This is a genomic window from Streptomyces sp. HUAS MS02, from assembly GCF_055702265.1.
Genome location: NZ_CM146747.1, coordinates 2,657,644 through 2,683,067 on the forward strand (window position 1 = coordinate 2,657,644; position 25,424 = coordinate 2,683,067).

Annotated in this window: 27 protein-coding genes and 1 pseudogene; 1 reads left to right on the forward strand and 27 read right to left on the reverse strand. The window is 69.9% G+C overall.

The features are described 5' to 3' along the window. Position 1: 1 nt before the first annotated feature. From ACZ9QC_RS11160 to rpsB, 9 genes are all read right to left on the reverse strand, one after another. Complete coding sequence (locus ACZ9QC_RS11160; protein ID WP_472920025.1) at positions 2–1,600, reverse strand: ABC transporter permease; 1,599 nt, start codon at positions 1,598–1,600, stop codon at positions 2–4. Between the two features lie 188 nt (positions 1,601–1,788). Further along, positions 1,789–2,868, reverse strand: a complete 1,080-nt coding sequence (locus ACZ9QC_RS11165) for a thiamine ABC transporter substrate-binding protein (RefSeq protein WP_184899896.1) — start codon at positions 2,866–2,868, stop codon at positions 1,789–1,791. 223 nt (positions 2,869–3,091) lie between these two features. Next, a complete protein-coding gene (gene rlmN / locus ACZ9QC_RS11170; RefSeq protein WP_472920026.1) occupies positions 3,092–4,198 on the reverse strand; it encodes a dual-specificity RNA methyltransferase RlmN in 1,107 nt (368 codons plus the stop codon). 51 nt (positions 4,199–4,249) lie between these two features. Continuing rightward, on the reverse strand, positions 4,250–4,426 hold the full coding sequence (locus ACZ9QC_RS11175) for a hypothetical protein (protein ID WP_472920027.1): 177 nt from the start codon (positions 4,424–4,426) through the stop codon (positions 4,250–4,252). Positions 4,427–4,534: 108 nt separating this feature from the next. After that, entirely contained in the window at positions 4,535–5,653 is a 1,119-nt protein-coding gene (locus tag ACZ9QC_RS11180; RefSeq protein WP_472920028.1) for a phosphatidate cytidylyltransferase, read from the reverse strand. After that, complete coding sequence (gene frr, locus ACZ9QC_RS11185) at positions 5,653–6,210, reverse strand: ribosome recycling factor (RefSeq protein WP_045561444.1); 558 nt, start codon at positions 6,208–6,210, stop codon at positions 5,653–5,655. The genes ACZ9QC_RS11180 and frr overlap by 1 nt, the downstream gene beginning before the upstream one ends. Positions 6,211–6,365: 155 nt before the next feature. Beyond that, positions 6,366–7,124 carry a UMP kinase gene (gene pyrH / locus ACZ9QC_RS11190; protein ID WP_045561445.1) on the reverse strand — a complete coding sequence of 253 codons (759 nt, stop codon included), beginning with the start codon at positions 7,122–7,124 and terminating at the stop codon, positions 6,366–6,368. Between the two features lie 195 nt (positions 7,125–7,319). Then, a complete protein-coding gene (gene tsf, locus ACZ9QC_RS11195; protein ID WP_472920029.1) occupies positions 7,320–8,156 on the reverse strand; it encodes a translation elongation factor Ts in 837 nt (278 codons plus the stop codon). A 159-nt stretch (positions 8,157–8,315) separates the two neighbouring features. Continuing rightward, positions 8,316–9,224 carry a 30S ribosomal protein S2 gene (rpsB, locus tag ACZ9QC_RS11200; protein WP_472920030.1) on the reverse strand — a complete coding sequence of 303 codons (909 nt, stop codon included), beginning with the start codon at positions 9,222–9,224 and terminating at the stop codon, positions 8,316–8,318. A 319-nt stretch (positions 9,225–9,543) separates the two neighbouring features. Between rpsB and ACZ9QC_RS11205 the strand changes: the two genes are divergently transcribed. Further along, positions 9,544–10,161 (forward strand): M23 family metallopeptidase, encoded by a 618-nt coding sequence (locus ACZ9QC_RS11205; RefSeq protein ID WP_472921657.1) that lies wholly within the window; start codon positions 9,544–9,546, stop codon positions 10,159–10,161. A 56-nt stretch (positions 10,162–10,217) separates the two neighbouring features. Here ACZ9QC_RS11205 and ACZ9QC_RS11210 read toward each other — a convergent pair whose 3' ends face one another. The 18 genes and pseudogenes from ACZ9QC_RS11210 to proS form a co-directional block, all read right to left on the reverse strand. Beyond that, complete coding sequence (locus tag ACZ9QC_RS11210; protein WP_472921658.1) at positions 10,218–10,775, reverse strand: TetR/AcrR family transcriptional regulator; 558 nt, start codon at positions 10,773–10,775, stop codon at positions 10,218–10,220. Positions 10,776–11,012: 237 nt separating this feature from the next. Then, positions 11,013–11,849, reverse strand: a complete 837-nt coding sequence (whiG, locus tag ACZ9QC_RS11215; protein WP_472920031.1) for an RNA polymerase sigma factor WhiG — start codon at positions 11,847–11,849, stop codon at positions 11,013–11,015. 272 nt (positions 11,850–12,121) lie between these two features. Continuing rightward, the gene (gene dprA / locus ACZ9QC_RS11220; RefSeq protein ID WP_472921659.1) at positions 12,122–13,267 is read right to left on the reverse strand and encodes a DNA-processing protein DprA; all 1,146 of its coding nucleotides are present in this window, start codon (positions 13,265–13,267) and stop codon (positions 12,122–12,124) included. Positions 13,268–13,319: 52 nt separating this feature from the next. Further along, complete coding sequence (locus tag ACZ9QC_RS11225; RefSeq protein ID WP_472920032.1) at positions 13,320–14,942, reverse strand: YifB family Mg chelatase-like AAA ATPase; 1,623 nt, start codon at positions 14,940–14,942, stop codon at positions 13,320–13,322. Continuing rightward, a complete protein-coding gene (locus ACZ9QC_RS11230; protein WP_472920033.1) occupies positions 14,942–15,397 on the reverse strand; it encodes a YraN family protein in 456 nt (151 codons plus the stop codon). Before ACZ9QC_RS11230 ends, ACZ9QC_RS11225 begins: the two co-directional genes overlap by 1 nt. Positions 15,398–15,525: 128 nt before the next feature. Continuing rightward, positions 15,526–15,834 (reverse strand): DUF2469 domain-containing protein, encoded by a 309-nt coding sequence (locus ACZ9QC_RS11235; RefSeq protein ID WP_005311352.1) that lies wholly within the window; start codon positions 15,832–15,834, stop codon positions 15,526–15,528. A 56-nt stretch (positions 15,835–15,890) separates the two neighbouring features. Continuing rightward, positions 15,891–16,430: an NUDIX hydrolase gene (locus ACZ9QC_RS11240; RefSeq protein WP_472920034.1), complete on the reverse strand. Its 540-nt coding sequence runs from the start codon at positions 16,428–16,430 to the stop codon at positions 15,891–15,893. Then, positions 16,420–17,166: a signal peptidase I gene (lepB, locus tag ACZ9QC_RS11245; protein WP_472920035.1), complete on the reverse strand. Its 747-nt coding sequence runs from the start codon at positions 17,164–17,166 to the stop codon at positions 16,420–16,422. The genes ACZ9QC_RS11240 and lepB (ACZ9QC_RS11245) overlap by 11 nt, the downstream gene beginning before the upstream one ends. Before the next feature lie 80 nt (positions 17,167–17,246). Beyond that, complete coding sequence (gene lepB / locus ACZ9QC_RS11250; RefSeq protein ID WP_472920036.1) at positions 17,247–18,251, reverse strand: signal peptidase I; 1,005 nt, start codon at positions 18,249–18,251, stop codon at positions 17,247–17,249. Next, positions 18,139–19,239 (reverse strand): annotated as a pseudogene (gene lepB / locus ACZ9QC_RS11255) (signal peptidase I); the annotation flags it as partial. The gene lepB (ACZ9QC_RS11250) and the pseudogene lepB (ACZ9QC_RS11255), both read right to left, overlap by 113 nt. Next, on the reverse strand, positions 19,232–19,960 hold the full coding sequence (gene lepB / locus ACZ9QC_RS11260) for a signal peptidase I (protein ID WP_472920037.1): 729 nt from the start codon (positions 19,958–19,960) through the stop codon (positions 19,232–19,234). The pseudogene lepB (ACZ9QC_RS11255) and the gene lepB (ACZ9QC_RS11260), both read right to left, overlap by 8 nt. 57 nt (positions 19,961–20,017) lie before the next feature. Beyond that, on the reverse strand, positions 20,018–20,368 hold the full coding sequence (gene rplS / locus ACZ9QC_RS11265; protein ID WP_033526928.1) for a 50S ribosomal protein L19: 351 nt from the start codon (positions 20,366–20,368) through the stop codon (positions 20,018–20,020). Between the two features lie 134 nt (positions 20,369–20,502). Next, positions 20,503–21,336, reverse strand: a complete 834-nt coding sequence (gene trmD, locus ACZ9QC_RS11270) for a tRNA (guanosine(37)-N1)-methyltransferase TrmD (protein WP_472920038.1) — start codon at positions 21,334–21,336, stop codon at positions 20,503–20,505. Further along, on the reverse strand, positions 21,336–21,878 hold the full coding sequence (gene rimM, locus ACZ9QC_RS11275) for a ribosome maturation factor RimM (RefSeq protein ID WP_472920039.1): 543 nt from the start codon (positions 21,876–21,878) through the stop codon (positions 21,336–21,338). The genes trmD and rimM overlap by 1 nt, the downstream gene beginning before the upstream one ends. A 128-nt stretch (positions 21,879–22,006) precedes the next feature. After that, entirely contained in the window at positions 22,007–22,246 is a 240-nt protein-coding gene (locus tag ACZ9QC_RS11280; RefSeq protein WP_472920040.1) for an RNA-binding protein, read from the reverse strand. A 2-nt stretch (positions 22,247–22,248) separates the two neighbouring features. Then, positions 22,249–22,668 carry a 30S ribosomal protein S16 gene (gene rpsP / locus ACZ9QC_RS11285; protein WP_467299510.1) on the reverse strand — a complete coding sequence of 140 codons (420 nt, stop codon included), beginning with the start codon at positions 22,666–22,668 and terminating at the stop codon, positions 22,249–22,251. A gap of 364 nt (positions 22,669–23,032) precedes the next feature. Then, positions 23,033–23,629, reverse strand: a complete 597-nt coding sequence (locus ACZ9QC_RS11290; RefSeq protein ID WP_472920041.1) for a hypothetical protein — start codon at positions 23,627–23,629, stop codon at positions 23,033–23,035. A gap of 260 nt (positions 23,630–23,889) precedes the next feature. Next, positions 23,890–25,305 (reverse strand): proline--tRNA ligase, encoded by a 1,416-nt coding sequence (proS, locus tag ACZ9QC_RS11295; RefSeq protein WP_472920042.1) that lies wholly within the window; start codon positions 25,303–25,305, stop codon positions 23,890–23,892. Positions 25,306–25,424: the final 119 nt, after the last annotated feature.

Sequence of the window (25,424 nt, forward strand, 5' to 3'; positions counted from 1 at the left end):
ATCAGAACTCCCCCGTCCGATCGGTACGGAGGCGTTCCAGCACCAGCAGGGCCACCGCGCACACCACCATCAGAATCGTCGAAAGGGCCATCGCCTGGCCGTAGTTGAGCTCGCCGGGCCGTCCGAGCAGCCGTGCCACGGCGACCGGCAGCGTCGGATTGTCGGCGCGCGCGATGAAGACGGTCGCCCCGAACTCCCCGAGCGACACGGCGAAGGCGAACCCGGCCGCGACCAGCGCCGCCCGCCGCACCATGGGCAGATCGACCTCGCGCCACACCCGCCACGGCGACGCCCCGAGCACGGCCGCCGCCTCCCGCAGCCGTTCGTCCACCGCGCGGAGGACGGGCAGCATGGTCCGCACCACGAAGGGGACTCCGACCAGGGCCTGGGCGAGCGGTACCAGGATCCAGGACGACCGCAGATCCAGCGGCGGCTCGTCCAGCGCGATCAGAAATCCGAAGCCGACGGTCACCGCGGACACCCCGAGCGGCAGCATCAGCAGCGCGTCGAAGCCTCTCACGAGCCGGCCCGCCCGCCGGGTGAGCGCGGCGGCGGCGAGTCCGCCGACGAGCAGGGCGATGGCGGTCGCGGCGGCCGCGTAGCGGAGCGAGTTCCCGACCGCCTCGATCGGCGGGACCAGGAAGATTCCGCTCTCGTCACTGGTCAGCGCCTTGTAGTAGCCGAAGCCAGGTGCGTCGAGCGACCGCTCGACCAGCACGCCCAACGGCAGCACGATCAGCACGACGACGGTCACGAGGACCGCGCCCAGCAGTGCCCACTGCCCGGCCCCGCGCGGTCGCCGGGCGGTGAGCGAGGCGTCCACCAGGCGCAGGGCCGTCTCCCGCCGCCGTACGGTCCAGGCGTGCACGGCGAGGATCAGCCCGACCGCGGCGAACTGCACCAGCGTCAGTACGGCGGCGGTGGACAGGTCGAAGATCTCCGAGGTCTGCCGGTAGATCTCCACTTCGAGTGTGGAGAACGTCGGCCCGCCGAGGATCTGCACCACCCCGAACGAGGTGAAGGTGAAGAGGAAGACCATCAGCGCTGCGGCGGCCACGGCGGGCGCGAGCGCCGGGAGAGTCACCTTGCGCCAGGCCGCGAACGGGGAGGCGCCGAGCATCCGCGCGGCCTCCTCCTGCCGCGGGTCGAGCTGCGACCAGAGCCCGCCGACGGTCCGTACGACGACCGCGTAGTTGAAGAACACATGGGCGAGGAGGATCGCCCAGACCGTCGTGTCCAGCCGTACGCCCCACAGCTCGTCGAAGAGCCCGCCGCGCCCGACCAGCGCGAGGAACGCGGTCCCGACGACCACGGTCGGCAGGACGAACGGCACGGTCACGACCGCCCGCAGGAGCTCCTTGCCCCTGAAATCGAAGCGCGCGAACACATACGCGCCGGGGATCGCGATCACCAGCGTGAGCGCGGTCGAGACGAGCGCCTGCCAGGTGGTGAACCAGAGCACGTGCCGGATCCCGGCGTCCCCCAGCACCTCCCCGATCCGCCCGAGGTGCCAGGTGCCGTCCGCCTTGAGCCCCCGGACGACGATCGCGGCGACGGGGTAGGCGAAGAAGACCCCGAAGAAGACGACGGGCACCGCCATGAGACCGACCCGAGCCGCCCCGCCCGACCGACCGGGACGGGGTGGACGGGGTCGATGGAGTGAACGGGGTCGAAGGGACGGACCAGATCGACGCGCTGCGGCTTGGACCGACCCGGCGCCCCCACCCGCCCCGGCGCCCTCGGCCGTCTTGGCCGCCTCAGCCGCCTTGGCCGCCTCAGCCGCCTTGACTACTTCAGTACGAGGGAGGTCCACGACTTGACCCATTGGTCACGGTTCTCGGCGATCTTCTCCGGCGCCATGGTCTCGGGGTCCTTCGCCGCGGGCCCGTACTCGGTGAACTCGGCCGGCACGGACGCTCCCTCGACCACCGGGTACACGAACATGTTGAGCGGCATGTCCTCCTGGAAGCGCTTCGAGATCAGGAAGTCGATCAGCGCCTTGCCGCCCTCGGCGTTCTTCGCGTTGCTCAGCAGCCCCGCGAACTCGATCTGCCGGAAGCAGGTGCCCTCGGCGACCCCGGTCGGCGCGGTCTTCGGGCGCGGGTCCGCGTAGACGACCTCGGCGGGCGGCGAAGAGGCGTACGAGACAACGAGCGGCCGGTCGCCCCCGGCCTTCTTGCCGTCCGTCGACCCGGAGAACTCCTGGTAGTACGCCTGCTCCCAGCCGTCGACGACCTTCACACCATTGGCCTTGAGCTTCTCCCAGTAGCCCTCCCAGCCTCCGTCGCCGTACTTCGCGGCCGTACCGAGGACGAAGCCGAGTCCCGGCGAGGAGGTGGAGGCGTTCTCGGTGACGAGGAGGTCCTTGTACTCGGGCTTGATCAGATCGTCGAAGGTCTTCGGCGGCTCGATCTTGTTCTTCTCGAAGTACGCCTTGTCGTAGTTGACGCAGATGTCACCGGAGTCGATGGGCGTGACCCGGTGCTCGTCCTTGTCCAACTGGTACTCGGCCCCGACCTTGTCGAGCCCCTTCGCCTCGTACGACTGGAAGAGGCCGTTGTCGAGCGCGCGCGACAGCAGCGTGTTGTCGACGCCGAAGAAGACGTCGCCCTGCGGGTTGTCCTTGGTCAGGATGGCCTGGTTGACGGCCTGCCCGGCGTCGCCGCTCTTCAGCACCTTGACCTTGTACCCGGACTCCTTCTCGAACGCCTTCAGCACGTCCTTGGAGTAGGCGAAGGAGCCGTGGCTGACGAGAGTGACGGTCTTGGAGCCGCCGGCGCCGGTGTCGTCCGAGGACGAGCCGCACGCGGACAGCGTGACGAGCCCGAGGCCGACGACGAGAACCGTTGCTCTCCTGGTGATGCCCACTGAATTCAATCCTCCTGGAGGTGACCAGGAAGAGACGCGGCCCCGCCCGGGACCCTCGGCGCTTCGAGGGCTCCCGGGCAGGGCGCAACAGCTTGAGTGATGACCGAACTTCCTACCCAGAATGACCTGGGCGAGGTTCAGAGGGTCTGCGGCCCGTATGCCGCACTCTCAGCGCTGTGGCGCTCCCCTGTCGGAATATGAATATGTACGTACGGGTCTCAGACTACCTCTCGGTCGCCGCGAGCTGACCGCACGCCCCGTCGATCTCCTGGCCCCGGGTGTCCCGGATGGTCACCGGCACGCCGTGGGCGGCGATGGCCTCGACGAACGCCTTCTCGTCCTCGGGCCGGGAGGCGGTCCACTTGGAGCCCGGGGTCGGGTTCAGCGGGATCAGGTTCACGTGCACCGGCTTGCCCCTGAGCAGCCGGCCCAGCCGGTCACCGCGCCATGCCTGGTCGTTGATGTCCCGGATCAGCGCGTACTCGATGGACAGCCGACGCCCGGACCTGGCCGCGTACTCCCACCCGGCGTCCAGCACCTCGCGCACCTTCCACCGGGTGTTCACGGGGACGAGGGTGTCGCGCAGTTCGTCGTCCGGGGCGTGCAGGGAGATGGCGAGCCGGCACTTGAAGCCCTCGTCGGAGAACCGGTGGATGGCGGGCACCAGGCCGACCGTGGACACGGTGATCCCACGCTGCGACAGCCCCAGCCCGTCCGGCTCCGGATCGGTGAGCCGGCGAATGGCCCCGACGACCCGGTTGTAGTTGGCGAGCGGCTCGCCCATCCCCATGAAGACGATGTTGGACAGCCGTGCGGGCCCGCCGGGAATCTCACCGTCCCTGAGCGCCCTCATCCCGTCCACGATCTGATGGACGATCTCGGCGGTGGACAGATTCCGGTCCAGCCCGGCCTGTCCGGTCGCGCAGAACGGACAGTTCATCCCGCACCCGGCCTGCGAGCTGATGCACATGGTGACCCGGTCCGGGTACCGCATCAGCACCGACTCCACGAGCGTCCCGTCGAAGAGCCGCCACAGCGTCTTGCGCGTGGTCTCCTGGTCCGTCGACAGATGCCGCACGACCGTCATCAGCTCCGGGAGCAGCGCCTCCTGGAGCTTCGTCCGCGCACCCGCGGGGATGTCGGTCCACTGCTCCGGGTCGTGCGCGTACCGCGCGAAGTAGTGCTGCGACAGCTGCTTGGCGCGAAACGGCTTCTCCCCGATCGCGGCAACAGCCTCCTTCCGCTCCACAGGCGAAAGATCAGCAAGATGCCGCGGCGGCTTCTTGGCTCCGCGGGGGGCGACGAATGTGAGTTCTCCGGGCTTCGGCATAACTCACCCAGTGTCGCAGATCAATTTGTATGGCCCCGACCAGTCATCGGTTCAGAAGACTCCGCCCACCACGCCCACGACCCACGCGCCGTAGGTCTTCCAGCGATGGGACATACGGCAGTACAGCCGCGGCTTGCGTCGGCCCGCCTGGTCGATGAGTGCCTCGCACCAGCGGCACGGCAGATCGCCGTGATACCTGCCGTCGTCCCCCACCCGCGCTCTCCCCATGGACACGGACTCTATCTACGTCCGCCGCTCTCGCGAGGGGGTACGGCAATGGGCCCCGCCCTGGAACCAGGACGGGGCCCACTCGGCTCGGCAAGCGCAACCCGCGAATCAGCCCGAGCCCACGAACAGCACCAGCAGCAGCCAGACCACCGGGGCCGTCGGGAGCAGCGAGTCCAGGCGGTCCATGATGCCGCCGTGGCCCGGCAGGAGCGTGCCCATGTCCTTGATGCCGAGGTCTCGCTTGATCATGGACTCGCCGAGGTCGCCCAGCGTGGCGCTGGCCGCGACGGCGAGGCCGAGCAGCAGTCCCTGCCACCAGGCACCGCCGTCGATGACGAACTCCATGAGCAGCGCGCCCGCGACCATGGCGAAGGCGACCGCGCCGAGCAGCCCCTCGCGGGTCTTGCCGGGACTGATGCGCGGCGCCAGCTTGTGCGTGCCGAAGCGCCAGCCGACGGCGTACGCGCCCGTGTCGCTGACGACGGTGAGCAGCAGGAAGAGCAGAACCCGCTGCGGCCCGTCGTCGGCGGCGAGCATGAGCGCGACGAACGTGGCCAGGAACGGCACGTAGAAGGCCGCGAAGACCCCCGCCGTGACGTCCTTCAGATAGTTCTCCGGCGGTTCCGTCATCCGCCAGACGAGGACGGCGAGCGCGGTGAGCGCCATGGCCACCCAGGCCCCCTCGGGCCCGCGGACGTACCCGGCGACGACCATGGCCGCCCCGCCGACCGCGAGCGGCACGAGGGGCGCCTTGATGCCCTTGCGTTCCGCCAGGCGCGAAGTGAGTTCCCACAGCCCCACCACCACGGCGACCGCTATCACCCCGACGAAGACCGCCTTGACGATGAACAGCGAGGCGACGATGACCACACCGAGTCCGACGCCGACCCCTATGGCGGCGCCCAGGTCACGGCCCGCGCTCTTCTTCTGCGGGGCGGGCTGCGGGGCGTCGGGCATGGGCTCCGGCTTCTGCGACGCCGCCCCGTGGGGCTGCGCCGACGGCGTCTCGTCGCGGAACGGGGGACCGGCCTGCCGAGCGGCCCCCCGGTCGTCGTCCTGGTTCCCGCCATGCGCGGGTACATCGGGCACGATGGGCATGGGGCGAGTCTGCTGGGCCTCAGGCGCATCGTACGTGGGACCCGCCGGGGCATGCCCCTGGACAGGTCCCCGGTCGGTCGGCGCCCAGTACCCGGCTTGTTGCGGCGCTCCCCAGGAAGAGTCGTTCATCAGACCTCGAGGAGCTCCGCTTCCTTGTGCTTGAGCAGCTCGTCCACCTGAGCGACGTACTTCGCGGTGGTGTCGTCGAGCTCCTTCTCCGCACGGCGGCCCTCGTCCTCGCCGACCTCGCCGTCCTTGACGAGCTTGTCGATCGCGTCCTTGGCCTTGCGGCGGACCGAGCGGATGGACACCTTGGAGTCCTCCGCCTTGCTCTTGGCGACCTTGATGTAGTCGCGGCGGCGCTCCTCGGTCAGCTCGGGGAACACCACCCGGATGATGTTGCCGTCGTTGCTCGGGTTGACGCCGAGGTCGGAGTCGCGGATCGCCTGCTCGATGTTGCGCAGGGCCGTCTTGTCGAACGGGGTCACCACGGCCATGCGCGGTTCCGGCACCGAGAACGAGGCGAGCTGGTTGATCGGCGTCAGCGCACCGTAGTAGTCAGCCACGATCTTGTTGAACATCGCCGGGTGCGCACGACCGGTGCGGATCGCGGCGAAGTCGTCCTTGGCGACCACGACGGCCTTCTCCATCTTCTCCTCGGCCTCGAGGAGGGTCTCTTCGATCACCACTTGCTCCTGCGTGTCTTGAGTAGGCCCGGCAGCTGTACTTGGTCTGGTCGGCGGCCGGCTGCGTCGCGTCTTGTTCCTGCACGGTTCCCGACCGGCAGGACATTGTCCATCCCCCGGTCAGGCTCCGTCCCCCGGGCAGGGGAAGGACCCGGTCAGGCCCGGCTTCCCTGATCACCCACGAGAGTGCCGATCTTCTCACCCTTGACGGCCCGCGCGATATTGCCCTCCTTGAGAAGCTCGAACACGAGGATCGGGAGCTTGTTGTCACGGCAGAGCGTGATCGCGGTGGCGTCGGCGACCTTCAACTCGCGGGTGATGACCTCGCCGTAGCCGAGGGAGTCGAACTTGACCGCGTCCGGGTTGGTCTTGGGGTCGGAGTCGTAGACCCCGTCCACGCCGTTCTTGCCCATGAGCAGCGCCTCGGCGTCGATCTCCAGGGCGCGCTGCGCGGCGGTGGTGTCGGTGGAGAAGTAGGGCATGCCCATACCGGCACCGAAGATGACCACGCGGCCCTTCTCCAGGTGACGCACGGCGCGCAACGGGATGTACGGCTCGGCGACCTGGCCCATGGTGATGGCGGTCTGGACGCGGCTGTCGATGCCCTCCTTCTCCAGGAAGTCCTGGAGGGCGAGGCAGTTCATGACCGTGCCGAGCATGCCCATGTAGTCGGAGCGGGCCCGGTCCATGCCGCGCTGCTGGAGTTCGGCGCCGCGGAAGAAGTTGCCGCCGCCGATGACGACGGCGATCTCCGCGCCGTCGCGTACGACGGCCGCGATCTCCCGGGCGATCGCGTGCACCACGTCGGGGTCGACGCCGAGGCCACCGCCCCCGGAGAACGCCTCTCCGGACAGCTTCAGCAGAAACCGGCCGCTCAATTTGCCGTCGTCGCTCTTCTGGGGCTTGGTGGTCATGGAGATCTCGCCTCTTTACGTGTCGCACATACGAAGAAGGCCATTGCCGGTGGGTTGGTGTTCGCATCCCATGCGCGGCAATGGCCTCCTCGTCAGATCTGCTGTCGTCCGTATCGCGTCACGCGCGCACGGGGCGGCGTACGCGAACGACTGCACTCGACCCTATCGGGGCCGGGCGCTGGTCGCGTAACGGACTCAGATGCCGACCTTGATGCGCGTGAAGCGCTTCAGGGTGACACCGGCCTCGTCCAGGACCTTCTGGACGGACTTCTTGTTGTCCAGCGCGTAGGGCTGGCCGAGCAGCGTGGCGTCCTTGAAGAAGCCGTTGAGGCGACCCTCGACGATCTTCGGCAGGGCGGCCTCGGGCTTGCCCTCGGCGCGGGTGGTCTCCTCGGCGACGCGGCGCTCGGACTCGACGACCTCGGCCGGCACGTCCTCCTTGGAGAGGTACTTCGGCGCGAAGGCGGCGATGTGCTGGGCGACACCCTTGGCGACGTCGGCGTCGGCCTTGTCCAGCTCGACCAGGACACCGATCTGCGGGGGCAGGTCGGGCATGGTGCGGTGCATGTAGGCGAAGACGAAGCCGTCCGCGAACTGCGCGAAACGGTCGAGGACGATCTTCTCGCCGAGGTTGGCGTTGGCCTCGTCGACGTACGCCTGGACGGTCTTGCCGGCCTCGATCTCGGAGGCGAGCAGGGCGTCGAGGTCGGCCGGGGAGGTCGCGGCGACGTGCGCGGCGATGGCGTTCGCGGCGGCCTGGAACTTCTCGCCCTTGGCGACGAAGTCCGTCTCGCACTTCAGCTCGACGAGGACACCGGAGGTGTTGTCGTCGGCGATGAGGGAGACCACGGCGCCGTTCTCGGCGGAGCGGCCCTCGCGCTTGGCGACGCCCTTCTGGCCCTTGATGCGCAGGGCCTCGACGGCCTTGTCGACGTTGCCCTCGGCCTCGTCCAGCGCCTTCTTGCAGTCCATCATGCCGGCGCCGGTGAGCTCGCGGAGCTTCTTGACGTCGGCGGCGGTGTAGTTCGCCATGATCTGTGAATCTCTTCCCGGAGTTCGAAGTCTCGAAGTCGGCGTCCGCCGCCGCTCGTAGGGCGGGCGCCCGCCGAAGATCTACGGGCTGCGGGTGAACGGCGGGTGGCGCGCTCGGCGCCACCCGCCGTCATGTCGACAGCCCTACGACCGTGAAGGTCAGGCCTGCTCGGCGTCCGCGGCCGGAGCCTCGGCGGCGGGGGCCTCGGCAGCGGCGGGGGCCTCGGCAGCGGCCTCGGCCGGAGCCTCGGCGGCAGCCGGAGCCTCAGCGGCGGCCGGAGCCTCGTCGCCCTTCTTCTCGCCCTCGAGCAGGTCGCGCTCCCAGGCGGCCAGCGGCTCGCCCGCGGCCTTGTCGCCCTTGCCCTCGGTGGCGACACGGGAGCGGGAGATCAGACCCTCGGCGACCGCGTCGGCGATCACACGGGTGAGCAGCGTGACGGAGCGGATCGCGTCGTCGTTGCCGGGGATCTTGTAGTCGACCTCGTCGGGGTCGCAGTTGGTGTCGAGGATGGCGACGACCGGGATGTTGAGCTTCCGGGCCTCGCCGACCGCGATGTGCTCCTTCTTGGTGTCCACGATCCAGACGGCGCTGGGCACCTTCTGCATCTCGCGGATACCGCCGAGGGTCTTCTCCAGCTTGGCCTTCTCGCGCGAGAGCACGAGAAGCTCCTTCTTGGTGAGACCCGACGCGGCGACGTCCTCGAAGTCGATCTGCTCGAGCTCCTTGAGGCGCTGCAGACGCTTGTAGACGGTCGAGAAGTTGGTGAGCATGCCGCCCAGCCAGCGCTGGTTGACGTAGGGCATGCCGACGCGGGTGGCCTGCTCGGCGATGGCCTCCTGCGCCTGCTTCTTCGTGCCGACGAACATGACCGTGCCGCCGTGGGCGACGGTCTCCTTGACGAACTCGTAGGCGCGGTCGATGTACGACAGCGACTGGAGCAGGTCGATGATGTAGATGCCGTTGCGCTCGGTGAAGATGAAGCGCTTCATCTTCGGGTTCCAGCGACGGGTCTGGTGACCGAAGTGGACGCCGCTCTCCAGCAGCTCCCGCATCGTGACGACGGCCATGGCCGTTCTCCTTGAATTTCTCGGTTGTGCCGCGAGAACCGGACGGCTCCCGCGCCTGACGCCCGCGATGCGCCGTTGCCACTGAGGACCGAGGGGCGCTGATACGGACCGTCCGACGGATCTGACGGACCCCGTACCGGGGCGTGCGAAGTCGACCCGGTGACCCGGATCGCCACCAGAAGTGTACGGGACCCGCGAGGTCCCGGGTGACGCCGATATCCACAACCGACGAGTACTCCACAGATCCCGGCCATGATCACGCCACTCGCGGGACGCTTCCCCCATGTCCGACGAGATGCCTGACGAGATGCCGCACCAGATGCCTCACGGGGGCACATCCCCGCGACGTGTCCGCCCGTGGCGGGCCCTGCTGCTGTGCCTGCTGCCGGCGCTCCTGCTCACGGCCTGGACGACCGCGCCCCGCGCGGCCCCGGGACAGGACGCCGCCCCTGCACCACCGGGCACCGTGGAGCCCGCCCCCGCCGTGGAGCCCGTCCCCGCCGTGGCGCGCGCCTGGCCCGTCGGTCTGCGCCCCCTGGTGGCTCGGGCCTGGGAGCCTCCGCCCACCCCCTACGCACGAGGCCACCGGGGCGTCGACCTCTCCGCACCGGCCGGTTCCCCGGTCCGCGCGGTGGCCGCGGGACGCGTCGCGTTCGCCGGCCGGGTGGCGGGCCGGGGAGTCGTCTCGATCGAACTGACCGGCACCGGCGACCCGCCCCTGCGCACGACCTACGAACCGGTGCGGACCTCGGTGAAGAAGGGCGACGCGGTGACGGCGGGCACCCCCGTGGGCACCCTGGAGGCCACCCCTTCGCACTGCCCGACGGCATGCCTCCACTGGGGCCTGCGCAGCGGCGACAGCTACCTGGACCCGCTCTCGCTGCTCCCGCCGTGGCTGCTCCGTCGGGGCCCTTCACGCCTGCTACCCCTGGCGTAGCCGCGGGCGCCCAGCGGCCCGCCGCTCCGACGGCCCGACGGCCCGACCGAGAGGGCTCAGCCCCGCACACCCCTCAGAGCCATCCCCACGGCAGCCTCGGTGATCGCTGCCGGATCCTCCGCGGCCCCCAGCTCGATCCGCCGCACAGCCGCGTCCACGACTCCCTGGAGCAACATCGCGCCCAACCGGGGCTCAGCCTGCCCGAGCTCCGCCAGCGCCTCCACGATCATCGCGACGAGCCCTCCGTGCGCGGCCCGGATCTTCTCCCGCGCGCCGGCGTCCAGCTCACTCGCCGAGATCGCCACCACGGCCCGGTGCCGCCGGTCCCCGACCAGCTCCAGTTGCTTGCGGACGTACGCCTCGACCTTGTCCTCGGGCCGCCCGGCCGCGGCCATCGCGGCCTCGACCTCCGCCGCCCAGACGGGAAAGTCGACCTGGCACAGCTCCTCGACGACGGCGGCCCGCGAGCGGAAGTACTCGTACACGGACGACCGCGCCAGCCCCGTACGTTCGGCGAGCGCGGGGAACGTCAACGCCTCCGTCCCACCCTCGGACAACAGCGATCGAGCCGCGTCCAGCAGGGCGGCTCGCTGCATCGACCGGTGCTCGGCCACGGAGGCCGCTCGAATCCTTGGCACGACATCCACTTTACGGACGGACCGCCACCCACGGGAGTGCCTCTCCCGACGCGCCCTCGCCGACAGCCGCCGGACGGTTGTCAGACGACCTTCGGACGGCCATGGACGGCCCTACGCCACCCACCGGGACCCGCAACCACCCACACCCACCCGCATCACCAGCCCACCCCTCTGCCCCGGACCGCACTGCGACATTCGGCCGGATCGAGAGGGTCAACGGCCGAAACTCGCCAGCTTCGCCCGCAGCTGCAGCACGGACTTCGTGTGGATCTGGCTCACCCGGCTCTCGGTGACCCCCAGCACGTTCCCGATCTCCGCGAGGGTGAGCCCCTCGTAGTAGTAGAGCGTGACGACGGTCTTCTCGCGCTCGGGCAGCGTGTTGATGGCCCGTGCCAGGAAACGGCGCAGCTCCCGGTCCTCCGCGACCTCGACGGGGTTGTCCGCGGCGGTGTCCTCCAGCGTGTCCATCAGACTCAGCCGGTCGCCGCCCTCACCCCCGACGTGCAGCAGCTCCTCCAGGGCCACCACGTTGGCCAGTGACAACTGGCTGAAGACGGCGTGGAGTTCGTCGACCGCGATTCCCATCTCGGCGGCGACCTCGCCCTCGCTCGGAGTGCGTCTGAGCCGCGACTCCAGCGTGGCGTAGGCCCGCTCGACGTTGCGGGCCTTCTGCCGCACCGACCGGGGGATCCAGTCCAGCGCGCGCAGTTCGTCGATCATGGCGCCCCGGATCCGGGTGATGGCGTAGGTCTCGAACTTGATCTCGCGGTCGATGTCGAACTTCTCGATCGCGTCGATGAGCCCGAAGACACCGGAGGAGACGAAGTCCGCCTGCTCGACGTTGGTCGGCAGGCCGACGCTCACCCGGCCCGCCACGTACTTCACCAGCGGTGAGTAGTGCAGGATCAGCTGCTCGCGCAGCCGGTCGTCGCCCGTCGTCTTGTACGTCCGCCACAGCTCGTCGAGTGTCGAGGGGGCGGGTGGGCGCACGGTGCCGCGAGCGGCGGAGGGTACCGCCGCCCGGTCAGACCCGGAGGTGTGCTGGGGCATTCGTCGCCTTGTGCCGTTCTGCCGTGAACTGGGGATGCCTGGGTGAGCTGTCGGTCTGATGTCGAGTTGCCTGTCCTGAGTCGGAATCCTCGTGAGCGTAGCGTGACTGGGGAGTCGCAGTGCGCGAAGGCCGGGGCATCGCCGGTGCGCAGATACGTTCCGCTGGACGCCCCACCAGGGCGCGACGATCGCGGGGCGCGAGCGCTTCGGCGCGCCAACTGCCGGAAACGGCAAGGCCGTCGGCGTTCCCCCGGACGGCCGAACACGCTCCGTCAACCCGACCTCCGATCGGGCGAGACGGAGATCATCGCCTGGCGTGTCAACTTCCAGCCGTCGCCGTGTCGTTCGACGTAACCGAGTGCGCGCAGTTCGTACAGTCTCCCGACCGCGTCGTCCACAGTGGTACCCGCGCCGCGCGCGATCTCCTCGGGGGCCGCGCTCCCCCGTCCCGGCAAGGCGGCCAGCACCTGCCGCGCTCCGGGTTCCAGCAGGTCACGGGGGAGGACGGGACCTCGGCGGTCGGGCGCCAGCTCTCCCATGTCACCCACCAGCTCGACGACTTCGGCGGCGTCGGAGACGAGGACGGCGTCACCCCGCAGCAGGTCGTGCACGCCGGCCGAGAGCGCCGAGGTGGCGGGGCCCGGCACCCCCATGGCGAACCGGCCCAACCGCTGTGCCGCCCGCGCCGTGACCAGCGCACCACTGCGGTAGGCCGCCTCCACGACCACGGTGCCCCTGGTGAGCGCGGCGATGACCCGGTTCCGCTGGATGAACCGGGTGGGCGTCGGGTGCTCCCCGGGCGGCAACTCCCCGACCACGAGCCCCTGTTCCGCGATCCTGCCGATCAGCTGGACATGCCCCCGGGGATACGGCCGGTCCACCCCGCAGGCCAGCACGGCGACGGTCGCCCCGCCGACCCCGAGCACGCCCCGGTGCGCGGCGCCGTCCACGCCGTACGCGCCCCCGGACACCACCACCCACCCCCGCTCGGCGAGATCCGCGGCCAGGGACGCCGCCATGTGTGCGCCGTACTCCGTACAGGCCCGCGCCCCCACGACGGCGACCGACCGCAACGCCCACATCCGCACGTTGGACCTCCCCCGCACCCACAACCCCAAGGGCCGCCCGTCCCCCAGATCATCAAGCTGCCCGGGCCACTCCCCGTCCCCGGGGATGAGGAAACGGACTCCGGCGTCCTGCGCCCGGGCGAGGTCGCCCGCCGGATCCGCGCGTGCGGCCCGGGCGCAGAGACCCGCCCACCGCTTCTCGGAAGCCTCGGGCAGCGGTGGCCCGCCCCGGGAGACTCTCCGCACCACCTCCCGGGCCCCGAACTCCCGCAGCCATCGTCCGCCGACTTCGTCACCGGGTTCGAGCACACGGGCCAGAAAGGCCCGGTAGAGCCGCTCCCCCTCGGGCACTTCCACGCCGCCCGTCATGGCGCGCCCGCCGACGCACCACACGCCTCGGGCCTCACGTCAGCGCGCCGATCGCCATCGGCACCCCACGCGGGACCCCGGTGCGCAGTTGCAGACCCAGGTTGACGTCCGAAGCGTCAGGGCGGTCATGGCCGACGAGGTCGGCGATGGTCCAGGCGACCCGGAGCACCCGGTCCAGTCCGCGCGCGGTCAGCACACCCCGCTCCAGGCAGCGCTCTGCCTCGTCCATCGCACCCGGGGCCGCGTGCCACCGGTTGCGGAGTTCGCGCCCCGGTACGTCGCTGTTCGTCCGCCAGGGTGTTCCCCGCAGACGTTCGGCCGCACGCTCCCTGGCCGAGCGCACGCGCTCGGCCACCGTCGCCGTGGACTCGCCCCGGGCCCCACGCCGTGTGAGCTCGGTCCGGGTGACCCGGTCGACCTCGACCCGCAGGTCGACCCTGTCCAGCAGCGGCCCGGAGAGCCGGGCCTGATAGCGGCGGATCGACCCGGGCGGGCACTCGCAGAGATCGTCCGTCCGCGAGAACCTGCCACAGGGGCAGGGATTCGCGGCAAGGACCATCAAGAACTTCGCCGGGAACCGCACCACTCCCGCGCTGCGCGCGATGACCACATGCCCCGCCTCCAGCGGCTGCCGCAGGGCATCGAGCGCGTGGCTGCTGAACTCGGGGGTCTCGTCGAGGAAGAGCACCCCGCGGTGGGCGAGAGAGACCGCTCCCGGGCGGGCGACCCCCTGACCGCCGCCGACCAGGGACTGCATCGTGGCCGAGTGGTGAGGTGCGCAGTAGGGTGCCTCGTCGACCAGCGGCTTTCCCGCAGGGAGCAGGCCGGCGATCGAGTGGACCGCCGTGACCTCCAGCGACTCCTCCCTGGCCAGCTTCGGCAGGATGGTCGGCAGCCGCTCGGCGAGCATCGTCTTGCCCGCGCCCGGCGGGCCTTCGAGGAAGAGGTGGTGCCCACCCGCCGCGGCGACCTCCACGGCGGTCCGCGCCGCGAGCTGACCGACGACATCGGCGAGGTCATGGCCCAGGTCCTGCTGCGCGGCCCCCGCCGTGCGCATCCCCGTGGCAGCCCCCGTGCCCGGCAGGCGGAGCCCCGCCATGAGTGGGTCGGGACGTCCCTCGTCGGGCTCCTCGTCCGGCACGGGTTCGTCCGCGAGCACGGCGATCAGTTGCCGCAGGGTGCGCACGCCCAGGACCGAGACACCGGGCACCAGCGACGCCTCGGCCGCCGCGCACTCCGGCACCACCACCTGCTCGTACCCGGCCTCGGCGGCGGCCAGGACCGCGGGCAGGATGCCCCGGACCGGCCGGACCCGGCCGTCGAGGCCTAGTTCTCCGATCATCACGATGTCGGAGAGCACCCTCGGATCGATCCGCTCGCAGGCTCCCAGCACCGCGCAGGCCACCGCCATGTCGAAGCCACTGCCCGCCTTCGGCACCGACGCTGGGCTCAGCCCCACCGTCAACTTCTTCTGCGGCCATTCGGCGCCCGAATTCACCACGGCCGCCCTGACCCGATCCTTGCTCTCCGTCAGGCTCTTGTCCGGCAGGCCCACCAGCGTGAAGGCCGCCACGCCGGGTTCCAGGTCGGCCTGGACCTCGACCACGACCCCCTCGACGCCGACGAGGGCCACGGAGCACGTGCGGGCGAATCCCATCAGGCCACCCCCCGCACGTGCTCCACGACGGGGGCGCCGCGGTCGGGGAGGACGACGCCGACGACGTCGATGCGGACACCGCCCGGCGGGCTCCCCCCGTGTTCCTGGAGCCAGAGTTCGGCGAGGCGGCGCAGTCGCTCCGCCTTGGTCGGCGTGACCGCGGCCATCGGGTGTTCGAAGGGGCCGGCCCTGCGGGTCTTCACCTCGCAGACGACCAGCGCGTCCCCGTCACGCGCCACGATGTCGATCTCGCCCGACCGCCCGCCGCGCCAGTTGCGCTCCAGGACCGTCATCCCGGTCTCGACCAGCCGCCGCGCGGCCAGGTCCTCGCCGTACTTCCCGAGCGCGCCCCGGGCACTGTTGCCCCGAGCTTCACCGCCTCGGGATCCCCCGGCTCGGGCTTCTCCGCCCCGCGCCCCGCTTCGGCGCGCACTGTCACCTCGTGCCTCGCTCATGTCGGCACCACCTCCGGCGCCAACACTGAGGGCGACTCAGCCCGCCAGTGGATCTTGGTGGACAAACTGCCGATTGTGGATATCTTCATCACCCACACGAATGACGGCACCCCACCCCAGAGCCACTCTCAGCTGCCCGGCAGCTCCAGATCGCTCTTGTTCAGCTCCTCGATGTTCACGTCCTTGAACGTGAGCACTCGCACCTGCTTCACGAAGCGAGCCGGCCGATACATGTCCCACACCCAGGCATCTGCCATCGACACCTCGAAGAACACCTCACCCTGGACCGAGTGCACCTGCATCTCGTAGTCATTGGTGAGATAGAAACGCCGCTCGGTCTCGATCACGTATTTGAACAGACCGACGACATCGCGGTACTCCCGGTAGAGCTTCAGCTCCATCTCGGTCTCGTACTTCTCGAGGTCCTCGGCGCTCATGGCATGTTCCCCTTCAGCCGTGCGATCCCACCATTGTGCGCCAGTCCCGCGAGCCCCTAGACAATTTCGGTGTCAAGGACCACGGGTCTGGCGGGGGGACCCTCGTCGAGCAGTGTGCGAAGCAGTTCGGCGAGTCTGGTCGGGTACACCGTCTCATGCGTCCGGGCCAGTTCCCCGCACGTCCACCAACGCGCTCCGGCCACACTGCGCCGTTCCAGCTCCGTGAGGCCCGCGGCGACGGGCACGACCTCCTCGTGCGCCTCGGGGGTCCGGGCGAGGTAGTACCACTCGTCCTGGTCCCAGCGCCGGCCGGCGAAGGGGAAGGAGCACATCCTCCGCCAGAGGACCGGGCCGAGCTCCACGTCCGTGATCCCGGTCTCCTCCACGAGCTCCCGCAGAGCGGCCTCCTCCCGGGTCTCCGTGCCCTCCACACCGCCGCCCGGCGTGAACCACCAGTCGTCGGCCGGATCGTCCGGCTCGTGCCCGTGCAGCAGCAGGACGCGCTCCCGCGGATCCAGCAGGATCACCCGGGCCACCCTGCGCAGCCCGCCCTCGTACGTGTCCCCCGTGCCCCCGACCGCGCCCTCAGCCGACACCGGCCGGCTCCGGCTGCGTCGTACGGCCGCGTCCGCCGAACCGCTTGGCGACGGGCCCGTAGGCCGCGCCGCCCAGCACGAGCACCATGCCCACGAGCAGCGCGGCGGTGATCAGCCGCAGCGGGCCCGGAGAGGACAGCGCGCCCAGCTTCTCGAAGCCCGTGGGGCGGGCCAGCATGCCGTCCATCGGCCAGACGACGGCGTCCACGCGCGCGTCCACATGGCTGCGCGGCACCGTGCCGTTGCCCGCCTCCGTCAGGTGGGCGGTGGAGTCCAGGGAGCCGCTGCGCTCGTCGCCGAGGAGGAAGAGCCGGCCCTTGGGGACAGTGATCTCGGGGATCCCGGTCAGCTCGGCCCGCTCGCCCTCGGGGAGGTAGCCCTCGTCGATCTGTTTGCCGTTGACGGTCAGCTTGCCGTCGGTGCAGCAGGCGACCGTGTCCCCGCCGACCGCGACGACGCGCTTGACCATGGGGGCGTTGCCCCAGGTCTCCTGCCGGAAGACCACGACGTCACCGCGCCTGATCTCGGACCCGTCCACCCGCTCGGCGAGTATCCGGTCCCCGGAGGTGATGGTGGGCGACATCGAGTCGGTGGGCACGGTGTAGGGCGCGTAGGCGACCGCGCCCCACAGGAAGCCGCCCAGGAAGAGGACACAGCCGAGGGCCACGGCCAGCCCCGACAGCTTGCTGCCGAGCCGTCCGTGGCCCTCGTCCGTACGACTTGTCGTCCCGCTCATCCCGGTGCTCCCCAGGTCGGAGAATCGACCCTCCGGGGCCCTGGGCGGGCCACGGAAGATCGGCGATCTGGGACGGCACCCTACCCGGCGGTACGCGCGCCAGAAACCCTCGGGCTTTCGGTGGCCAGAAGGCGGCGCCGGCGCCACAGCACCAGCGGCACCGCGCCCGCGAGGCCGAGCGCGCCGGGGGCGGCGGCGCTCAGGTTCTGGTCGAAGGTGTCGGGAACCGGCAGCGTGGACCAGCGGGTGGGAGGCCAGGCGACCACGATGGCGCGGCCCACGACCTGGCTCACCGGGACCATGCCCTTGTTGCTGTCGTTCTGGTGGTAGCGGGAGTCCAGCGAGTTCTGCCGGTGGTCACCCATGACCCAGATTTTGCCCTCGGGCACCTTCACCTTGAACTGGCCGCCGGTGTCGTCGACGGTGCAGGGGGTGTTGCCCGGGTACACGTACGGCTCGTTCAGCGCCTTGCCGTTGACCTTGAGCGGGCCGGTGCCCTTGCACTCCACGGTGTCGCCGGCCACGCCGACGACCCGCTTGATGAGGTCCTTCTCCTCGGCGGACGGCATCAGACCGATCCAGCCGAGGACCCGCTGCACGGCGTTGGGCTCCAGCGTCGGCTCGCCGGCCAGCCAGCCGTCCGGGTCGTGGAAGACGACGACCTCGCCGCGCTCGGGTTCCGAGCCGAACCACGGGGTGAGCTTGTCGACCAGGACCCGGTCGCCCTCCTGCAGGGTGTTCTGCATCGAGTCGGAGGGGATGGAGAACGCCTGTACCAGGAACGTCTTGATCAGCAGCGCGAGCACCAGCGCGATGCCGATCAGGATCGGCAGTTCCTTCCAGAAGGAGCGCTGCTTCTTCTTGGGCCGCTCGTCCTGGTCGCCGTCGTCGGCCGAGGTCCGGGCGCCGTTCTCGCCGTTGGTCGCGTCCCCGTCCGGGGAGTCACTCCCGGAGCCGGCGGGCCCCTCGGAATTCACCGCGTTCTCCACGTTCTCTGCGGCCGGGGAAGCCGCCTCGTCGGATCGCTCCGGCCGTTCTTCGGAACCACCGTGTCCGGACCGTGCGCCGACCGCCAAATCCCCCACATCCACTCCTCACTCCGTACCGCCGCCCGCGCCACAGCCGATGCAGGCCCACCACTCCCATAACGAGCGGGAGTTCCGCAGGGGTCGGGAGGGGGATCAATCCGTTTCGATCCGCGAGGGCCACCCTATGCGAAGCGCCGAGGGCCGTGGTCGACCCGCTCGGCACGGCGGAGAACGTGTCAGGCTCCTCCAACTGCCCCCAGTGACCGACCGGCCAGGCGATGACGACCGCCCGGCCGACGACGGAGTCCTCCGGCACCGTACCGCCGAACTGGGCCGTCTTCGAATCGTCGGACTGGTGGGCGCGCGAGTCGGCGGAGTTCTCCCGGTGGTCGCCCATCACCCACAGGCGGCCCTGCGGCACGGTCACCTCGAACCGCTGGGTCGAGGGCTGGTTGCCGGGGTGGATGTAGGCCGTCTCGTCCAGGGGCATGCCGTTGACGGTGACGCGGCCCTGGGTGTCACAGCACTTGACGGTGTCTCCGCCGACCGCGACGACGCGTTTGATCAGGTCCTTCTCGTCGTCGGAGGGGAGCAGGCCGATGAACTGCAGGCCTTCCTTTATCTGCTTGATGACGATCGGGTCCTCGGTGGTGATCGTCGTCTGCTCGTCCTCCAGCCAGCCGCCCGGGTCCTTGAAGACGACGACGTCCCCACGGGTGGGTTTGGAGCCGAACCAGGGCGTGAGCTTGTCGACCAGGACGCGGTCGCCGATCTGGATCGTCTGCTCCATGGAGCCCGACGGGATCACGAACGCCTGGACGAGGAAGGTCTTCAGGACGAGAGCTATCAGGACCGCGACACCGACGAGGAGCGGGATCTCCTTGACCGCCGAACGCCGTCTGCGCCGCTTGATCTTGCGGGCGAGCTTGCGTCGCTCGACGCGGCTCGGCCGGGCGGCGCCGCCGGAGCGGCGCGTACCGGTGGGCAGCAGATTGTCGGCCGGGGTGCTGGGAGCGGCACCGCGGGGTTTGCCGCGGTTACCCATGCGCACCGCCGGCGGCGGGCACGCGCGCGTACGCGTCGGGGCGGTCCAGACGCGTCCAGTGGTCGGCGGGCCAGACGATCCACTCGGCCCGGCCGATCACGGAGTCCAGGGGGACCATGCCGCCGCCGGGGGACCCGAGATGGTCCCGGGAGTCACTGGAGTCACTGCGGTGGTCGCCGAGGAGGAACAGTCTGCCCTCGGGGACGACCACGTCGAAGGGTACGTTCGACGGGCTGTCGCCCGGGTACAGAAACGACGACTCGTCGACCCACCGGCCGTTCACCTCAAGCCTCCCCTCCTGGTCGCAGCAGACCACCCGGTCTCCCCCCACGCCGACAACGCGCTTGACATAGTCGGCGTTCCCGAAATAGCCGGTGCCGTCGAACACGACGACGTCACCGCGCCGCGGCTCAGATCCGAAACGGTACGCCAACTTATTTACGAGAACGCGGTCCCCGATCCTCAATGAGTGGGCCATGGAGCTGCTGGGAATCTGGAACGGCTGCATCACGAAGTTGCTGAAGAGCGCCAGAAAAAGCAGGCAGATCAGCACGGTCAGGGTGTATCCCCCGCCCGGCACCCGCGCGGTGGTCCGGTCCACCCACGCGAAACGCGACCGCTCCTCCGACCCTCCTGTGTCGGAGATCTCCTCGGAGACCTCCGCGCCGGAAGGGCGGGGGGAACGGTCGCGCTCCATGTGCTGCTGTGCTTCGGTGTCCATCGGGGCCAGATCGTATCCGGCCCCGGTGTGACGACCTTTTGCGACTCGAACGCGCGATCAGTTGTCGCGCTTCTCCTTGATCTTCGCCGCCTTGCCGCGCAGCTCGCGCAGGTAGTACAGCTTGGCGCGACGGACGTCACCGCGGGTGACGAGCTCGATCTTCTCGACGATCGGGGTGTGCACCGGGAAGGTGCGCTCGACGCCGACGGAGAACGAGACCTTGCGGACCGTGAAGGTCTCGCGGACACCGGCGCCCTGGCGACGGATGACGACGCCCTTGAACTGCTGCACACGGGAGCGGTTGCCCTCGATGACGCGCACGTGGACGTTGACGGTGTCACCCGGGCGGAACGCCGGGATGTCGCTCCGCAGCGACGCGGAGTCGAGGGAGTCGAGCAGGTGAGACATTTCGTCTGCTTTCTTCGCCCATGCCACAGGTCATAGGCGGGAGCTAGGTGTTACGAGAGGATGCTGTCCGGGTCGGGGCGGGCGTCGTGTCCCCCTGTGGCAGGGGCGCGCGCCGGACGACGCACAACAGCGCCCTATTCTTCCACGCCCTCGGGCCGCCGCCAAAATCGGCCGTGGGGCGCCCCCTCCGGATCCGGCGCCCAGCCCAGGATGGAGAGCATCTCGCGGTCCTTCTTGTCGAAGGCCTCGGGGTCGCAGCGCTCGATGAGGTCGGGCCGGTTGGCGGCCGTACGCCTGAGCGCCTCGTCCCGCCGCCAGCGCGCGATCCTGCCGTGGTGGCCGCTGAGCAGCACCTCGGGGATGTCCCGGCCGCGCCACTCGGGGGGCTTGGTGTACACCGGCCCCTCCAGGAGGTTGGCCATGGCGCCCGGCGCGAAGGAGTCGTCGCGGTGGGACTCGGCGTTGCCGAGGACGCCGGGCAGCAGTCGTGCCACGGCCTCGGTGACGACGAGGACGGCCGCCTCGCCGCCGGCGAGGACGTAGTCACCGATGGACACCTCGTACACCGGCATACGGGTGGCGTACTCGTCGATCACACGCCGGTCGATGCCCTCGTAGCGCGCCGGCGTGAAGACCAGCCAGGGGCGCTCGGAGAGTTCGACGGCGAGCGCCTGGGTGAAGGGGCGGCCGCTGGGGGTGGGGACGATGAGCGCGGGCCGGGCGGATCCCGTCTCGTATCCCTGAGCCAGCACGTCGTCGAGGGCGTCGCCCCAGGGGTCGGTCTTCATGACCATGCCGGGGCCGCCGCCGTACGGGGTGTCGTCGACCGTGTTGTGCCGGTCGTACGTCCATTCCCGCAGGTCGTGGACGTGTACCTGGAGCTGTCCACGGGCGCGGGCCTTGCCGACGAGGGAGACGTTCAGGGGTTCGAGGTACTCGGGGAAGATCGTGACGACGTCGAGCCGCATCAGGACTCGTCCCGGGAGGACGCGACCTCCGCCTGGTCGTCGATCAGACCGGGCGGCGGGTCGATGACCGCCTTCTGCTCCTCAAGGTCGATCTCGGTGACGATCTCCCCGACGAACGGGATCATCACCTCGCTCCCGTCGGGCCGTTCGACGATGAACAGGTCCTGGGAGGGCAGATGCGAGATCTCGGTGATCCGGCCGACCTCGACGCCGTCCTTGGTGACCACGTCCAGGTCCATCAGCTGGTGGTCGTAGTACTCGTCCTCCTCCTCCGGCAGTTCCTCCGGGTCCACCTCCGCGATCAGCAGGGTGTTACGGAGGGCCTCGGCGGCGTTGCGGTCCCGGACGCCCTCGAAGCGCAGGAGCAGCCGGCCGCTGTGGACACGGCCGGTCTCGATGGTGAGGGGGCCCGTCGAGGCGGGGTCCGTGAGCAGGACGGCGCCGGGGCCGAGCCGGAGTTCCGGTTCGTCGGTGCGGACCTCGACGGTGACCTCGCCCTTGATGCCGTGGGCGCGGCCGATCCGTGCGACTACGAGCTGCACTGTGCTCGATCTCCTGTCATACGACTCATACAACTCATACAACGCATGGGACTCATGCCACGCATACGACTACGGGCCGGGGACGGCCGAGTGGCCCTCCCCGGCCCGAGCCGGTGCTGCGATGTTCGTCAGCGGACGTGGTCCACGTCGACGAGGTCGACGCGGACACCGCGGCCGCCGATGGCGCCCACGACGGTACGCAGGGCACGGGCGGTACGGCCGTTACGGCCGATCACCTTGCCGAGGTCGTCGGGGTGGACCCGGACCTCGAGTACGCGCCCGCGGCGCAGGGTGCGGGAAGCGACCTGCACGTCGTCGGGGTAGTCGACGATGCCCTTGACGAGGTGCTCGAGAGCCTCCTCGAGCATGCTCAGGCCTCGGTCGACTCGGACTCGGCGGCAGCCTCGTCCTTCTTGTCGGCCTTCTTCTTCTGGGTGATCGCCTCACCCTTGCCCTCGTCGTCGCCGCCCAGGGCCTCGAACGACGGGCGCGAGGACTTCGGCTGAGCCACGAGCAGCGGCGCCGGAGCGGGCTCGCCCTTGAACTTCTGCCAGTCGCCGGTCTTCTTCAGGATGGCGAGCACGGGCTCGGTCGGCTGCGCGCCGACACCCAGCCAGTACGCGACGCGCTCCTCGTCGACCTCGATGACCGACGGGTTGTACGTCGGGTGGTACTTGCCGATCTCCTCGATCGCACGGCCGTCACGACGGGTGCGGGAGTCGGCGACGACGATGCGGTAGTGAGGCGAACGGATCTTGCCCAGACGCTTCAGCTTGATCTTGACTGCCACGGGAGTGGGTTCTCCTGGATTTGACGTGGTTGGGCACGGCGAGAGAGCCGCGTGGGGTTGCGGTACCCGAGTGCCCGATGGACGCGTCAGCCGGAGGAGAGAGGGGTCCTGTGCGACTGTCGAGTACAGCTAGCCATTGTGCCACACGCTGGGGTTCGCCTCTTACCGGGAGTGCACGCGGTCATGCCGAAGCGGCACCCGGCGCCAGGGATTGCTTCACCGGGTGCCGCCCGCATCCACCCGTGCCACGTCCAGCGGCACGACTGCCCGCGGCGAGGGCGGACCACAGACCGACCGCGAACCGGATACGGCTGCCACGAGCAGCCGTCTGTTCAGCTCGCCGTCTTCTCGGCTCGCCCTCGTCTCACGCCGCGCCCGCGACCTCCGGGATCCGGAAGGGCTTGCCGCAGCCGCCGCAGACGATGGGTGCCTGGGCGAGTACGGACGGGACCACGCGGACGTTGCGGCCGCAGTCGCACACGGCCTTGACGCGGACGCCGCCACCGGAGGAGCCGTGTCGTGCGGCCGGACCCCGGAAGCTGCGGGCCGTGTCCGCGGAGGTCGCCGCGGTGTGGGCCTTGAGTGCGCGCTGCAGTCTGTCGATGGTCGGGCGGTAGCGACGCTTGGCCTCGGGATTGAGGGTGACCAGCGAGAAACCGCTGCTGGGATGCGGCTCCTCGGGGTGGTCGAGGCCGAGCTCCTCGGCAATCGCGAGGAATCTGCGGTTGTGGTACCTACCGGCGCGCGAGGTGTCGCGAACCCCACGCGCGGCGGCGATGCCATGGACTGCCTCATGGAGCAGTCGCTCGAAGGAGAGCTCGTGCCCGCAAGCGGACGACGACTCTCCGATCAGGGACTCGGGAGCGGCAAGATCCGGCAGCTCGGGGTGGTGCCGTTGAATGTCGGCCCACGCCTGTGCCAGTTCTGCGGCGAGAACAGGTGGTGTCTGTGTCGTGCTCACGTAAGGACAACGAGCCTGAGTGCCCGTGTGTTCCGATTCCGGGGCATCCCAAATAATTTGCACGTACCCGTCAGTTGCCACTAGTGCGTCCTGACGAGGGCGGGTGCGCTGATCTGCGGAGAAGCCTCGCAGCTCGCCACAAGGCGGTACGTAGGCACCCGTACGCCCCGGCGCGTAGATGAGGTCCGCGCGCCGGGGCACCTGAGTTCGGCAGATGCGCAAGGGACGTTTCGGTCGCTCTCCCGGCGGAACGGGGTGCTCTAGTAAGCGCGCGCCACGACGGCGACGTTACCGGGTGCGTCGTAGGAGTCGGGCACCGACCCGTCCTCGGCGACCAGACAGCGTACGGTCACCGCGTGCTCCCCGAGCCGGTTCTCGCCGTCCTCGCCCAGCGTCGACCAGGGGATCCGCGCCCAGCCGCCGGCCGTGGCCGCCTCGATCGCCTCGTCGAGCGTGGACACCTCGGTCGTCCGGGACTCGCGCCGCTCGCGCGACTGCCGCAGCAGGAGCGCCTGGTCCTCCTCCAGGACGGCGGGGAGCAGGTGCACGAGCGAGTCGAGCGCGACCGGCTCCTTGCCGCCCGGGATGCGGCGGGCGAGCATCGCGGTGCCGTTCTCCAGGTCACGGGGGCCGACCTCGATGCGTACGGGCACGCCCTTCAGCTCCCAGTCGACGGCTCGGCGGCCGAACGGGACGTCCGTGCGGTCGTCCACCTGGACGCGGACGCCCGCCGCCTTCAGCCGCGCACCGATGTCGCGGACCTTGGCCAGAACCGCCTCGTCGCCCTTGATCGCGACGACGACTGCCTGGACCTGGGCCAGCCGGGGCGGGACGCGGAGGCCGTCGTCGTCGCCGTGCATCATCACCAGGGCACCGATCATGCGGGTGGTGGATCCCCAGGAGGTCTGCCAGACGAGTTCCTGCGTGCCGTCCTTCGACAGGTAGCGGGTGTTGAAGGCCTTGGCGAAGTTCTGGCCGAGTTCGTGGCTGGTGGCCATCTGCAGGGCCTTGCCGTCGCCCATCATGCCTTCGAGCGTGAGGGTGTTGATCGCGCCGGCGAAACGCTCCTTGACGGTCTTGCGGCCGGGGACGACGTCCATGGCGAGCACGTTCACCATGAAGTCCTCGTAGACCTCCCGGTGGATGTGCGCGGCGAAGTCGCGCGCCTCCTCGTACGTCGCGTGCGCCGTGTGGCCCTCCTGCCAGAGGAATTCGCTCGTGCGGAGGAAGAGGCGGGGGCGCAGTTCCCAACGGACCACGTTGGCCCACTGGTTGATCAGCAGAGGGAGGTCGCGGTAGCTCTGCACCCACTTCGAGAAGGAGGCGTTGATGATCATCTCGGAGGTGGGGCGGACCACCGCGGGCTCTTCGAGGTCCTTGCCGCCGCCGTGCGTCACGACCGCCAGCTCGGGCGCGAAGCCCTCGACATGTTCGGCCTCACGGGTGAGGTACGACTGGGGGATCAGGAGCGGGAAGTACGCGTTCTGCGTGCCCGTCTCCTTGATCCTGGCGTCCATCTCCTGCTGCATCCGCTCCCAGAGGCCGTACCCGTACGGTCGGATGACCATGGTGCCGCGCACCGGACCGTTGTCGGCCAGTTCGGCCTTGGTGATCAGATCCTGGTACCAGCGCGGGAAGTCGTGCGCGCGCGGCGTGAGAACGGGTGCCTTTGCCATGGCCGAATGGTACGGCGGCATATTGCGGCGATGTGAATTCTTTTTTCCATCCCTGGACAGTTCGCAGAACGGTGTCCGAGACCCCTGGACGACTCGCCGGGTGCGGAGTTACCTGGCAT

Excerpts from the sequence above, each read along its gene's own strand:
- ACZ9QC_RS11160 (WP_472920025.1), bottom strand. The coding sequence starts at position 1,600 with ATGGCGGTGCCCGTCGTCTTCTTCGGGGTCTTCTTCGCCTACCCCGTC.
- rlmN (WP_472920026.1), bottom strand. The coding sequence starts at position 4,198 with ATGCCGAAGCCCGGAGAACTCACATTCGTCGCCCCCCGCGGAGCCAAG.
- ACZ9QC_RS11175 (WP_472920027.1), bottom strand. The coding sequence starts at position 4,426 with ATGGGGAGAGCGCGGGTGGGGGACGACGGCAGGTATCACGGCGATCTG.
- ACZ9QC_RS11180 (WP_472920028.1), bottom strand. The coding sequence starts at position 5,653 with ATGAACGACTCTTCCTGGGGAGCGCCGCAACAAGCCGGGTACTGGGCG.
- pyrH (WP_045561445.1), bottom strand. The coding sequence starts at position 7,124 with ATGACCACCAAGCCCCAGAAGAGCGACGACGGCAAATTGAGCGGCCGG.
- tsf (WP_472920029.1), bottom strand. The coding sequence starts at position 8,156 with ATGGCGAACTACACCGCCGCCGACGTCAAGAAGCTCCGCGAGCTCACC.
- rpsB (WP_472920030.1), bottom strand. The coding sequence starts at position 9,224 with ATGGCCGTCGTCACGATGCGGGAGCTGCTGGAGAGCGGCGTCCACTTC.
- ACZ9QC_RS11205 (WP_472921657.1), top strand. The coding sequence starts at position 9,544 with ATGCCTCACGGGGGCACATCCCCGCGACGTGTCCGCCCGTGGCGGGCC.
- whiG (WP_472920031.1), bottom strand. The coding sequence starts at position 11,849 with ATGCCCCAGCACACCTCCGGGTCTGACCGGGCGGCGGTACCCTCCGCC.
- ACZ9QC_RS11225 (WP_472920032.1), bottom strand. The coding sequence starts at position 14,942 with ATGGGATTCGCCCGCACGTGCTCCGTGGCCCTCGTCGGCGTCGAGGGG.
- ACZ9QC_RS11230 (WP_472920033.1), bottom strand. The coding sequence starts at position 15,397 with ATGAGCGAGGCACGAGGTGACAGTGCGCGCCGAAGCGGGGCGCGGGGC.
- ACZ9QC_RS11235 (WP_005311352.1), bottom strand. The coding sequence starts at position 15,834 with ATGAGCGCCGAGGACCTCGAGAAGTACGAGACCGAGATGGAGCTGAAG.
- lepB (WP_472920035.1), bottom strand. The coding sequence starts at position 17,166 with ATGAGCGGGACGACAAGTCGTACGGACGAGGGCCACGGACGGCTCGGC.
- lepB (WP_472920037.1), bottom strand. The coding sequence starts at position 19,960 with ATGGACACCGAAGCACAGCAGCACATGGAGCGCGACCGTTCCCCCCGC.
- rplS (WP_033526928.1), bottom strand. The coding sequence starts at position 20,368 with ATGTCTCACCTGCTCGACTCCCTCGACTCCGCGTCGCTGCGGAGCGAC.
- trmD (WP_472920038.1), bottom strand. The coding sequence starts at position 21,336 with ATGCGGCTCGACGTCGTCACGATCTTCCCCGAGTACCTCGAACCCCTG.
- ACZ9QC_RS11280 (WP_472920040.1), bottom strand. The coding sequence starts at position 22,246 with ATGCTCGAGGAGGCTCTCGAGCACCTCGTCAAGGGCATCGTCGACTAC.
- proS (WP_472920042.1), bottom strand. The coding sequence starts at position 25,305 with ATGGCAAAGGCACCCGTTCTCACGCCGCGCGCGCACGACTTCCCGCGC.